This window comes from Lysinibacillus sp. EB106-09-02-XG168, assembly GCF_058791475.1.
This window is the reverse complement of sequence record NZ_JBYTDN010000003.1, coordinates 3,007,931-3,021,137: the sequence shown is the minus strand read 5'-3', so window position 1 is coordinate 3,021,137 and position 13,207 is coordinate 3,007,931. Positions and strand designations below refer to the sequence as shown.

Here is a 13,207-nt window from a genome sequence, read left to right as displayed (position 1 = left end):
AAGAAAAAAAGTCGTCGAGTTATCTCAAAATTCCCTATTTTTCGTAAAGAAATAGACTGTTTTTGAGAAATAGCATTTACAAAATAAAAATAAATGTGTTAACTTAAACTTTGTAAACAGTTAACTTAAAAAGAGGGGGTAGGTTAACGATGCAACATTTTTGGGTTGTAGGGACAGATACCGACGTCGGTAAAACGATTGTCACTACATTGCTAATGCGTCAATTACAAAAGCATGGCCTACAAGTCACGCCTTATAAGCCTGTGCAAACTGGCGAAGTTTGTGAGAATGGCTATTGCTATTACTACGATACAGCAATGTATGAAAAGTATTCATTACAAAGTCTAAAGCAAGAAAATTTAAATGGTTATTCGTTTAAGGAAGCTGCATCACCACATTTTGCTGCACAGCTGGAGGGTCAGCAAATTAATGTGGAGTTTTTATTACAGCAAATTCAGGCGTTACAGCAAGCATACGATGTCGTGATTTGTGAGGGAGCAGGGGGACTTTTTGTTCCGATAGATACATATGGAGAACATACACTGCTTGATGTCATCGTTCGAAGTAAGCTTCCAGTCGTTCTTGTCACACGAACAACACTTGGAACAATTAATCATACATTGCTTACTCTTGAGGCATTACGAGCTCGTAATATTGATGTTCTTGGCCTTGTATTTAATGGAGATACAGGCAGTCAGATAGAACAAGATAATGTAAAAATGATTTTACAACGTCATGATTTGGCATATGCGAAGATTCCTAAGCTTCGGGATATTTCACAGATTGTTGACTTCTCTATTTCACATACATCTTTGTTTGAAAGGTTGGTCAAATATGAAACAATCTGTAACTGAATTGCAGACGAGAGATTTACAGCATGTTTGGCATCCTTGCTCACAAATGAAGGACTATGAGCAATATCCGCCTATTGTTATAAAAAAAGGACAAGGTGTATGGCTGTACGATGAGCATAATAATCGCTATTTAGACGCCGTATCTTCCTGGTGGGTAAATTTATTTGGTCATGCTAATCCACGTTTAAGTCAAGCATTAAGTGATCAAGCGTTTACATTGGAACATACGATATTTGCGAATTTTTCACATGAACCTGCCATAAAGGTGGCAGAAAAATTAGTTGCCTTAACGCCAGACGGTTTAAATAAAGTATTTTATGCAGACAACGGCTCGTCGGCGATAGAAGTGGCACTCAAAATGAGTTTTCAATATCATATGCAGACGGGAAAAACTATGAAAAAACGCTTTTTAGCTTTAACGGATGCTTATCATGGTGAAACACTTGGTGCCTTGTCTGTTGGTGGGGTAGGGCTATATAACGAAGTGTATCAGCCGCTGTTATTGGATACTATACGTGCACAAGGACCAGATTGCTATCGATGTCCTTTTCAAGAGAATCCAGGAAGCTGTCAAGCCCAATGTATACAATTTGTTGAAGACGAGCTTCGTCAGCATCATGAAGAAATTACAGCTATTATTATTGAGCCGCTCATTCAAGCAGCTGCTGGCATGAAAATGTATCCTCCAATTTATTTGAAGCGATTACGAGAGCTTTGTACAAAATACGATGTTCATTTTATCGCAGATGAAATTGCAGTAGGTTTTGGACGTACTGGTACATTGTTTGCTTGTGAGCAAGCTGGTATTGTTCCAGATTTTATGTGCCTATCAAAAGGTATAACGGGTGGTTATTTGCCACTATCCGTAGTTTTAACGAATGATGATGTATACAACGCTTTTTATGATGATTACGGAACAATGAAAGCTTTTTTACACTCTCATAGCTATTCTGGTAATACACTTGCTTGTCGTTTAGCACTTGAAGTTTTGACGATATTTGAAGAAGAGCAAGTGATCGACATGATAAAAAACAAAGGTGAACGTATGCGAAAGCTTGCTAAGCAGGCATTTGAAGAGTTGCCGTTTGTTGGTGAATATAGGCAGGTTGGACTAGTTGGCGCTATTGAATTAGTCGCCAGTCGTGAAACAAAGGAGCCACTTCCAAGTGAGGAACGTATCGGTTATCAACTATCTAAACGTGCCTTAGCAAAAGGTTTACTAATTCGTCCTCTTGGCAATATATTATATTTTATGCCTCCATACATTATATCTGATGAAGAAATGGATTTTATGATTGATACAACAAAAGAGACGATTATGCAATTGTTTGAGGAGCGGGAGGGAGTAAGTTGTTCAAACGACAATCAACACTGTCACTTGTGATGGTTGCGATGTTTGCCGCTTTAACCGCAATCGGGGCATTTATTAAAATACCGCTACCAGTAGTGCCCTTTACATTACAAATTGTTTTTGTTTTTTTAGCAGGTAGCTTGCTCGGTAGTCGTAATGGATTACAAAGTCAGCTCGTCTACATAGGGGTTGGTTTAGTTGGTTTGCCAGTTTTTACACAAGGTGGGGGGATCACCTATGTATTGCAACCGACATTTGGCTTCCTAATTGGCTTTGCACTAGCCGCCTTAGTTATTGGTTTCATGATTGAAAGAGTGGATACGCCAACGAAAAAACATTTTATCGGCGCAAATATTGTCGGGCTTATTATTATTTATGGGATGGCGGTTCCGTATTTATATGTAGCATTGAATTTCTGGTTACACGTGAAGACGAGCTGGTCACATATTTTCGTAGTTGGTTTTTTAAACAGCATTGTGGCTGATTTTTGCTTAGCTATAGCTTCGGCATTTTTGGCCGAGCGACTATACAAGGTATTTAATTCAGCAAATTCTTTGAAAATCGTAAAAGTAGAGAGGGGAATGTTTAAATGAATTGGTTACAGTTAGCAGAGGAAGTTATTGCAGGGAAAATCATTAGCAATGAGGAGGCTCTTGCCATTTTACATAGTGATGATGATGAGCTTTTAAAGGTGATGGACGGTGCTTTCGCTATTCGTAAGCATCACTATGGGAAAAAAGTAAAATTAAATATGATTATGAATGCTAAGAGCGGTTATTGTCCTGAGGATTGTGGCTATTGTTCACAGTCATCTAAATCAACAGCACCGATTGAAAAATATCCATTCATTACGAAAGAGGAAATTTTAGCAGGGGCAAAACGAGCATTTGACAATAAAATTGGCACTTATTGCATTGTGGCAAGTGGTCGTGGGCCGACTCGAAAGGATGTCAATGTAGTTAGTGAAGCGGTTACAGAAATTAAAGAGAAGTATGGCTTAAAAGTTTGTGCTTGTCTTGGCTTATTAAAAGAAGAACAAGCACAGCAATTAAAAGAAGCGGGGGTGGATCGTTACAACCATAACTTAAATACATCTGAACGACATCACTCTTATATTACTACGTCTCATACATATGAGGATCGTGTGAATACGGTTGAAATTGCGAAAAAGCATGGAATCTCACCTTGCTCAGGAGCCATTATAGGTATGAAGGAAACAAAAGAGGATGTCGTGAATATTGCGCGAGCTCTTCATCAATTAGACGCGGATTCTATTCCGGTTAACTTCTTAAATGCGATTGATGGCACGAAACTAGAAGGGACGAAGGAATTAGATCCACGCTATTGTTTAAAGGTTTTAGCGTTGTTCCGTTATATTAATCCAACAAAGGAAATTCGTATTTCTGGTGGTCGTGAAGTCAATCTTGGGTCACTTCAACCACTAGGCTTATATGCAGCAAACAGTATCTTTGTTGGGGATTATTTAACAACTGAAGGACAGGAAGCAAACAGTGATTATCGTATGCTTGAGGATTTAGGCTTTGAAATCGAATTATCAGAAAAGCAAGAAGCAGCATTCTGCTAAGTAAAACGTATCTCGCATTAACGGACAGTAATGAACTGCCCGTAAAACCACGATTGGTGAAGACGAATAATCAGTGGGGATATAGAAACCCCACTGATTAAAGTTTCACCTTATGAAATAAAATCTACTACTACTTAATTATCATCGAATTTGGAAAGCCGTATGTGCGTCGTGGAAAAGGCGTACATACGGTTTTTCGTCTTGAATGTGGGAATGCGGCGGGACGGTATGAAGATTGTTTTTATGCCTTAGAAAATCCGGTTTTCACAAATTGTTCAATGAAAGCGTTTTGAAATTGAACAGTTTGTGAAGGGCTTCACATAAGGCTTTAATTTTTTAAAAAACCGGCGTAAAATAAGAATCAAGTAAGAAATTGTTGTAAAACAGTTGGAAAAAGTATCGCGGTTTTCGGTGGGTGTTATATTACAAAAACAAATTGGAAGGGAGCTTTTATGATGTGGGTTATTACAGTATTTGATAAAAAGGACGTTCGAATTTTTGAATATGCAAACAAAGACGAGGCAACACAGGCTTTAGAGAAATTTAAGAAACATGCCGTTTTAACGTATACAAAATAATTTAGATTTGAACGAAGCACCCCTTTTCGACGCTATAGCGCACGAAGAGGGGTGCTTTTTATTCTATTAATGAAGGAGCATTGAAATCGCGCTGTATATTTATAAAAGAGCCATCACGATATTAAACGACCAAATTGCGCAGGATAGTTGCATAAGGCTTCTTTTGAAAAAGGATATTTATCATCCCAAAGATAATTTAGAAAGAATGAATTTTTATATGGAGGATAAAAAGAATGAATAACTATTTTAATCGAATTTCTCAAGACTTAGTGAATGCGAATTTGGATAAACTTTATAAACGTAAGAATTAACAATGAAGACTATCTTGTACAACAACCTGTTATTGCCTATTGTAAGGATGGACTTCAAAATATAATTAAATTACATCTGATAGTAAAGAATAATCCTATTGAAGATGTCGATTCGCTTAAAATTGATGGAATCGAAGTAATAAAGGGAAGGTATGAGAAACAGGAAAATGTTTTGCATTTATATGTGAATTAAGACCATTTCTTCTACAACGAACGGAGTGCTTTTGTTGAAGAAGATACGAAACCAGAAGTAACAATCTTTGAGGAAACAGTCTTATTTACAGGTGGAGAGAAGAATTTATTTAAGGGATAAGATATGTTGAATGAACACGAAAACAGCTTAGAATATTTCTAGGCTGTTTTTGATCTTAATCCGATATAATTCGTATAAAAAATATCGAGTAAAAAATCAATGGATACAATATGATGTAATTGTTAAGGAGGGAAATGAAATGTTACAAGAATTCAATCAATTAATGGATTACATCGAAAAAAATTTAACGGAAGAAATATCTGGAAAAGAAATATCAGAAATAGTTGGTCTATCTGATTATCATTTTAAAAGGATGTTTTCTTATATGGCAGGAATGTCATTGAATGAGTATATCAAAAACAGGAGATTATCTGTAGCGAATGTTGAATTAATAAACGGTGCGAAGGTTACGGATGTTGCCTATAAATATGGCTATCAATCAATCGAGGGATTTTCAAGAGCCTTTCGTGAATGGTGTGGCTTCTTACCTTCAGAAGTAGCGAAAAATAAAATTCAAAAATCATTTCCCAAATTTTCATTCTTTATAGATATTAGGGGAGGAATTTCCATGGAATTCAAAATTGAAAAGAAAGAGAAATTTAATATAGTTGGAGTATCGAAAAGGGTACCAATACAGTTTGAAGGTGTCAATAATGCAATTTTAGAACTAGCCCAGTCCATTACTGAACAACAAAGATATGAGATGCATCAATTAGCTGATTTATATCCTCATCAAGTCTTGAATGTATCTTATGATTTTGATGATGGTTATTTAGAAGAAAAAGGTTACTTAACTCATATGATTGGTTTTGCAACAACAAAAGAAAATCAATTAGCTCATTTAGAACAACTTTCTATTGAAGAAAGTTTATGGGTAATTTTCCCTAATCAAGGACCATTCCCTGTTACCCTTCAAGAAACGACCGCGAAAATTTATTCTGAGTGGTTGCCATCTTCAGGTTATGAAATAGCCGACCTACCTGGAATTTCTTTTACAAAGCATGATGGTACTTATGAAAATGTTTATAGCGAAGTTTGGATGCCAATAAAGGAAAAAAGTAAACGTTAGTTATAACAATGAGGGTATAAGAGTTGTTTTCGAGTAGATGAACTGGTGTTCAGATTACTTCACAAAGAATAAAGGGTCATATGTATAAAACCTCATTTAGAAAGGTCACGGTGAACCGTAACGGGTGCTTAAGTGAAAAAAGTAGTACAAAAATTATCTAATACTAAATAAAAAAGGTTAAACTCCATTTTAATTAATGTTTTTCAGAATGGAGTTTGTATAAATTAGCTACTTAAAAAAAACTGATTTCAAATCAAGTATTACTCAATAATAGAAAGGCTTAGGAGTTGTTCCTAAGCTTTTTTGAGGTTTTAAATGAAAGAAATGTAATGAATATAGTATTGGTTTTATGTATTTAAAAAGATTCTTTTGTTAGCCTTCGGTACACCGGAAGTATGTATCAAAGGAATCTATTTTGTATATAGGGATGTTCTTTTTTGATATAATGATTCGCCGTATTAAATATGTATAATATTGATTTCTTAGGTAATTGTAAAAAGAGAAGAAAAAATAAAAAAGCAGCTAATTTATCTTTGAATAGCTTAGCAACTTTTATATGGAACCTACATTACAAGTGGATATTTCTTTTTGATTAGCCTTAATAGGCTCTGTCCTTATTTATGAGAAATAAGAAAAAATGGTGTGAAATTTTCACACCATCTCTTATTACTAACTTTCTTTATTTTTAAACGACTTTTATAAAATGCTACCTAAGCGTTTAATACCTTCTCGGATGACTTCTGGTGTTGCATTTGTATAATTTAGGCGCATTGTATTAACACCCGTTTTAGATGTGTAGAATGGATCACCTGGTACGAAGGCAACTTTTTGCTCCATCGCTTTTTGGAAGACGTCTAATGATGAAGTTCCATTATTCATTGTAGCCCAAATGAACATTCCGCCATCTGGTCGTGTGTAGTCCACATGTGCTGGGAAAAACTCCTCCATTGCATTTAGCATAGCATCGGCTTGATTTTTATATAACGCTATAATGTTCTGAACGTGCTCCGTATAGTCATTGTTTGCTAAATAATCATAAATGACATATTGAGAGAAAATATTTGTGTGTAAGTCAGTTGCTTGCTTCGCAGTTTCGATATGCTGCATTAATTCTTTGTTTTTTGTAATGATAAAGCCAAGTCGCATTCCAGGTGTGACTGTTTTAGAGAAAGAACCTAGCAAAATACTATTTTCTAATTTACCAGCACCAATGTATGGTAGTGGCTCACCTTGGAAGCGTAACTCTCCATACGGATCATCTTCAATTAACGCTACATCATATTTTGATAGGATTTCGAAAATTTGCTGCCGTTTTTCTTTAGAATACGTAAGACCTGTTGGGTTTTGGAAATTTGGAACTGTATACACGAATTTTACATTTGGTTGTTGTAATGCATTCTCTAATTCTTCTAAGTTTAACCCATCATTTTCGAGTGTTACACCATAAAAGGTTGGCTCACTTAATGTGAAGGCTTGAATAGCACCTAAGTAACCAGGCTCTTCGATGACGATACCATCGCCTTTGTTAATAAGTACTTTCCCAATTAGTTCAAGAGCCTGCTGTGATCCTGTTGTAATAAATACATCGTCAGCATGGACATCTAGTCCGTGTACTCGTCGGTATTTTGCAGCAATGTACTCACGTAAAGGTGCATAACCTTGTGTACCTGAGTATTGGAATAGACGACTACCGTTTTCCGAAATAGCTTTGTTCGCAGATGCCTTTAACGCTTCAACTGGGAAAGAGATTGGGTTTGGAAGCCCCCCTGCAAAAGAGATGACATCCTCTGATTCAGTTACTTTCAAAATATTTCGGATGAATGAAGATGGGGTATTTAGTATCTTTTCTGAAAATTCCATAATTTATCGTTCCTTTTTTCTGATTTTTTAAAAATTATATCATTGTCATCATATGCATACAATATTATCATTGTATGCAAGACAATTAAATATTGTATGCAAAAAATGAGAGAGAAGGAGCTTAGCTTAGAATATGGCAGTTAATTCGTTCGAAGAATATCCAATGAGTTGGAAGCCGAATATTAGCGAAAGTCCGGCTCCGTTATATATAGCAATTGCTGAACAGCTGGAACAAGATATAAAAGATAGTAAATTATTGCCAGGCACAAAGCTACCTCCTCAGCGTGAGCTAGCAGATTTTTTAGATGTTAATTTAAGCACGATAACAAGAGCTTTTAAACTTTGTGGGCAGAAGGGGCTTATATATGCTTCTATCGGAAGTGGAACGTTTGTTTCATCAGATGCGGCGACTAATAAAATTTTATTACCGACAAGTAATTCTTCACAGATGATCGAAATGGGCTCTGTACTGCCAGAAAATCATGCGAATGAAGATATTACACGTTATATGAAAAAGATGATGAATGACCCTAATTTTAGCAAATTATTCAAATATGGACGACCAGAAGGAAATGCGAGACAAACGGAAGCAGCCATGAAGCTTTTGGAAAAGGTCAACTTTCAAACGGATCAACCAGTATTACTTGGGGCAGGGGGACAAAATGCCATTGTTGGCACGTTAGCGGCATTGTTTCAGCCAGGAGATCGAATTGGTACAGATCCCATTACTTATGCAGGTATAAAAACAGCAGCAAATATGCTTGGTATCCAACTAGTAGCAATCCAACAAAGAAATGGAGAAATGACAAGGGAGGGGCTATTATACGCTTGTAAAAATGAGCATATAAAAGGTCTTTATGTTATTCCTGATTTTCATAATCCGACTACCCATACAATGTCGATGGAAACAAGGAAAATGATAGCGGAAGTTGCGAGGCAGAAAAACATAATCGTCATTGAGGATGCGATCTATAGTTTTCTTAAAGAGAAACCACATGCACCAATAGCCTCCTATGCACCAGAGAAAGTCATTTATATTGCCAGTGTTTCCAAAACTATTTCACCAGGCTTACGACTATCCTATATCGTTACACCGCCAACACTACGTAAAAAAATAATGGAAACATTGTATAACATAAATATTTCAGTGTCTTTAATGATGGTGGAGCTTACGTCAAGGATGATTCATGATGGCGTTGCGCAAACCATTTTAGAAAAGCACCGTTTGTATGCCAAGCAACAAAATGCCCTTGTCGATCAATATTTAGGGGAATATAACATTTTAGGAGAAGAAGAATGTATTTTCAGATGGCTTATACTTCCCGAAAAATTCAGTAGCGTTCAGTTTGAATTGCTAGCAGCAAAAGCGGGTGTGCAAGTGTACGCAGCTGAACGTTTTGCCGTAGGAAATGCGAAGCTAGTAAATGCAGTTCGTTTGGCCATCACTGCACCTGAAAATCAACTTGAACAAGCACTGATCATTTTGAAGGATTTACTTGAAAGTGATGGGGATTATACATTTGTTGATTAAACTAAGGAAGGTTTATAATAAAGTTATGTAAAGAAAAGTGGCGATACGATAGCGCATACAGAGTAAGACAAAGTAAATGAGGAGATAGAATATGAATAAAGGAAGAATCATTTTACATATTGACCTTAATTGCTTCTATGCCTCTGTTGAACAAATTTACGATGCCTCATTAAAAGGGAAACCTGTGGCAATCGCAGGTAATCCAAAAGAGCGTAGAGGTATTATTATTACTTGTAGCTACGAAGCAAGAGCAAGTGGTGTTTATACAACTATGAATGTCGGAGAGGCGCGTCGAAAGTGCCCAGAGCTAATTGTACTACCTCCTAATTTTGAACGATATAGAGCTGCCTCCAAGTCATTTTTTAATTTGTTAAAAGAGTATAGCGACATTCTCCAACCAGTTTCAATCGATGAAGGATATTTGCAACTTCCTATAGTTGAAGGCCAACATGTATTGCAACACATACAAAATATGCAAGATAGAATCTGGAACGAACTGCAACTCCCTTGTTCAATCGGCATTGCACCGAATAAATTTTTAGCGAAAATGGCAAGTGATATGAAAAAACCAATGGGTATTACCATACTCCGAAAGCGCGATGTTCCCGCAGTATTGTGGCCGTTGAATGTCATTGAGATGCATGGGGTAGGTAAAAGTACAGCGGAGAAATTAGGGAATTTAGGTATTAAAACAATTGGAGAACTAGCTGTAGCTGATGAATATGTATTAAAGCAAAACTTTGGCATTAATGGTCTGCGCATGAAGCAAAAGGCAAATGGCGAAGATGATAGACCTGTTGATCCAGAAGCAATATATGATACGAAAAGTGTAGGGAATTCAACAACACTTTCCCATGATACGACAGATAGAGATGAACTATATAAAGTAACCGCAACACTTTCTGAAAAGGTAGCGGAAAGATTAAAGGCCAAGAAACTAGCTGGAGTAACTGTAAGTATTATGATTCGTTCAGCTGATTGGGAAACGTGTACACGAAGTAAGTCTATCAATAACGCGATTCATTCAAAAGAAGATATCGTTGAGCATGCCTGGTATCTTTTTAATAAGCATTGGGACGAGGAACCAGTGCGATTATTGGGTGTTACTGTATCGAATGTCAGTGATATTAAAGAAACGACACAGCAGCTAACGTTATTTAACTTTGAAGAGCATGTAAAAGATGAACCCATCATTAAACTGGTTGATCAAATCGAGCAAAAGTTTGGAAAAGGAACAATTTTGCGAGGTTCAGATATTGCCAAACCAGCTGGGAAATATCAAGCAAATACGAGTTTCAGTAAGGACTTTTGGGATGAGCATAAGTAGAATAAATGATCAAACTTTAAAATCAAACAGAAAACCGTCATTTCGATCAACCTTTTTTTGAAATGACGGTTTTCTATTTGTTATTAGACTGAAAGCGGCTTATTTAAGAGGAAATATTATATCTTCGTAGAAAATTCATTTTCCTTTTGTTCATAGTTTTCACGGCGATTTTTGATTTTTTGTAATACACTATCTAGCACATTCCGTTCAGCCAGCGTTTGATAAAGGACATTCTGTACTTGTGCGGCTTCCTTATTTTCTTCTTGAGTACTTAGAAATTCACTGAATGTCCCCATATAATCATGATAATCTATATTGGAAAGTGTTTTAGCAGCTACTTGTTTGTGCTCAGTTAACGCAGAAGTAAACTGTTTGCGTGCCTCATCTGGTTGGGCAGGTATTAGTTTGATTTTACCTTTTGTATCTGAGTCTCCTGTGAAGTCAAGGAATTGATAATCGAACGCCAATGGTTTAGCAAGAGCGATATGGGCGTGAAGAGCAACAGCATGGTCAGGAAGTTTTTCAGTTATCTCACGAAGGATATCGTTTCCTTTGTCAAGATAACGACTGCCATCGAATGCAAGAACACGGCCGACTTCTTCAGAGAAATAGTCTTGAGCAAGGAATTCCTGGTCGTATCCCGTAGGTGGTAAAACTCGAAGTCTTAAGTTATTTGATACGATGTTATGGCCGTTTATTTGCATAGCTACTTGAATGTTATAAAACCCTGGGTCATCAATTAACCAGCCATTTTTCCCTACGGACGCGAAAATAGTTTCGTACAGTGATTCACCAGGCATTATTACCTTATTTTCTTTGTTCCATAAATATTGAACATGGGGTAGCAATCGACGTCCTTGTTTTTTATCTTTTTTAACCATTACAGTCATTCCGTATAAATCGGACAATATATGTTTATTGATTGACTGAGGTTGATTCGAAGTATTTGTTAATTTGATTTCAATAACTGCAGGCTCTAACCATTGGAATATAGATGTTTTACGGTTAACCCTCAATTCAAGATTAAAAGAAGGGTGAATAGAAGTAATCGGTTGCTCAAAACCATGATCTACAGCCCAATCAGCATTCCCCATTTGTACGAAGCGCTCAGGAGCGTGGCGCAAAAACAAAAGCTCTTGATCACTAAAACGATACTCAAAGTTTTTAAAGAACGCCTTGCCATTAGTTTTACTATCAAAATTGTAAGGATAATTCATAAAGCTTAGAGCCTTAGGTTCTGGGGTAAGCGGACGATCCAACGGTTCCCAAGGATGACCTAAGTGTTTTTGCCAAGAGTGCAGGAGATTGAAGGCATGTCCCATCTCATGGCAAGCACACCAAAAACGATATCGCTGTACCCAAGCTTCTGGGAAGGGGTCACCTTTAGGTGGATCTGAAATAAATGAATTATTAAATATGGCTGTCCCTTGACGATGATTCGGACCTAAGCTATCAAACATAATACCGCCCAAACCATGGCCCTCTTCAGCTTCCGAATTTGCAAAAAATGTCCACATGGACCATTGGGGCTTATGATCAAAGTGTGACCAATATACTTGCATGGCATCATGCATCTCCTGAGTGTTCCACTTTTTATCAGTCCCTGTATAGTCTTTGGAAACAATATTATTACCGTCTGATATTTTTACATCAAACCCAGTGCGTTTAAAAACTTCTGAAATTGACAAAGTCTCATCCGGCAAAGATGCTGGCTTGTCTGGATGAGCGTGTGTTTGATAGGTTGTGACTGGCGTTGTACCTTCTTCACCATCAAATTCAAATTCCACAGGATGGAAGTAAGGAGATTGAAACTTGAACGAGCTAGTTCTGTCTGTCTCTCCTCCAATCAGAAATGCGACTTCCGCAGTATGCTGTTCAGGTATTGAACCGCGTGTTACTTTTATTTTTACATTTGTATAAGGAAATGATTGTATGTCGTCTAAGTATTTATTTCGAATATTGCCTGTCCAAGTATCTGGACCATTAGCTGTTAACTTGGCAATCCAATGAATAGTAGAAGACATGTTTGAAATAATAGTTCCGCTTGCTACCATTTGTGGGTAGTATCCGTCTACATCGATGCGAAGTTCCTCACTGATTTGCTGTTCACTCCATGCATATAAGCCACTAATTGGTGCGAGGGGAAATTCTCCTAAACTGGAAGGGCTAATGGCTTTGACTAATTCTTTTGCTTCGTTCGTTTTGTTTTGATCCATCTTTATTACCTCCATGTTTGTTATTTTTTGTCTTTCTTCCTCAATCCCAAGAGCTACAATGTTTCATCAAAAATGCTAAATGTGTTTCAAGTATTATATATGCAGGAGTAAATATAAATATGACACATAAACACTATAAATTGGTAAAATAAATACAATGTGTAAAAATATAACCTATACCCTTAACGTGTGGTTGATTTCCGTTCCGACTGGGCGCTTTGTTGCTGACGCTTCGCTTTCGCACAGTTAAAACATTTGTTGCTGACGCTTTG

The 13,207-nt window shown here is 36.8% G+C and carries 10 protein-coding genes; 8 read left to right on the top strand and 2 right to left on the bottom strand.

What is annotated here, in order from left to right; genetic code table 11:
* Positions 1-149 precede the first annotated feature (149 nt).
* The 6 genes from bioD (at position 150) to AC3WSO_RS15545 (ending at position 6,001) form a co-directional block, all read left to right on the top strand.
* The gene (gene bioD / locus AC3WSO_RS15570) at positions 150-854 is read left to right on the top strand and encodes a dethiobiotin synthase (RefSeq protein WP_492532070.1); all 705 of its coding nucleotides are present in this window, start codon (positions 150-152) and stop codon (positions 852-854) included.
* A complete protein-coding gene (bioA, locus tag AC3WSO_RS15565) occupies positions 835-2,238 on the top strand; it encodes an adenosylmethionine--8-amino-7-oxononanoate transaminase (RefSeq protein WP_492532069.1) in 1,404 nt (467 codons plus the stop codon). Before bioD ends, bioA begins: the two co-directional genes overlap by 20 nt.
* Positions 2,205-2,798 (top strand): biotin transporter BioY, encoded by a 594-nt coding sequence (locus AC3WSO_RS15560; protein WP_492532067.1) that lies wholly within the window; start codon positions 2,205-2,207, stop codon positions 2,796-2,798. Before bioA ends, AC3WSO_RS15560 begins: the two co-directional genes overlap by 34 nt.
* On the top strand, positions 2,795-3,790 hold the full coding sequence (bioB, locus tag AC3WSO_RS15555; protein WP_492532065.1) for a biotin synthase BioB: 996 nt from the start codon (positions 2,795-2,797) through the stop codon (positions 3,788-3,790). Before AC3WSO_RS15560 ends, bioB begins: the two co-directional genes overlap by 4 nt.
* 452 nt (positions 3,791-4,242) lie before the next feature.
* Positions 4,243-4,368 (top strand): hypothetical protein, encoded by a 126-nt coding sequence (locus AC3WSO_RS15550; RefSeq protein ID WP_349660606.1) that lies wholly within the window; start codon positions 4,243-4,245, stop codon positions 4,366-4,368.
* A gap of 763 nt (positions 4,369-5,131) precedes the next feature.
* A complete protein-coding gene (locus AC3WSO_RS15545; RefSeq protein WP_492532064.1) occupies positions 5,132-6,001 on the top strand; it encodes an AraC family transcriptional regulator in 870 nt (289 codons plus the stop codon).
* A 696-nt stretch (positions 6,002-6,697) separates the two neighbouring features.
* Here AC3WSO_RS15545 and AC3WSO_RS15540 read toward each other — a convergent pair.
* On the bottom strand, positions 6,698-7,861 hold the full coding sequence (locus AC3WSO_RS15540) for an aminotransferase-like domain-containing protein (RefSeq protein WP_492532062.1): 1,164 nt from the start codon (positions 7,859-7,861) through the stop codon (positions 6,698-6,700).
* Between the two features lie 133 nt (positions 7,862-7,994).
* Between AC3WSO_RS15540 and AC3WSO_RS15535 the strand changes: the two genes are divergently transcribed.
* Both AC3WSO_RS15535 and AC3WSO_RS15530 read left to right on the top strand, forming a co-directional pair.
* Positions 7,995-9,392, top strand: coding sequence for an aminotransferase-like domain-containing protein (locus tag AC3WSO_RS15535; RefSeq protein ID WP_492532060.1), 1,398 nt, complete (start codon positions 7,995-7,997; stop codon positions 9,390-9,392).
* Between the two features lie 91 nt (positions 9,393-9,483).
* Positions 9,484-10,719 carry a DNA polymerase IV gene (locus AC3WSO_RS15530; protein ID WP_492532058.1) on the top strand — a complete coding sequence of 412 codons (1,236 nt, stop codon included), beginning with the start codon at positions 9,484-9,486 and terminating at the stop codon, positions 10,717-10,719.
* A gap of 116 nt (positions 10,720-10,835) precedes the next feature.
* On the opposite strand, the gene AC3WSO_RS15525 is transcribed toward AC3WSO_RS15530, so the two are convergent.
* Positions 10,836-12,935: a hypothetical protein gene (locus AC3WSO_RS15525; RefSeq protein WP_492532057.1), complete on the bottom strand. Its 2,100-nt coding sequence runs from the start codon at positions 12,933-12,935 to the stop codon at positions 10,836-10,838.
* Between the last annotated feature and the right edge of the window lie 272 nt (positions 12,936-13,207).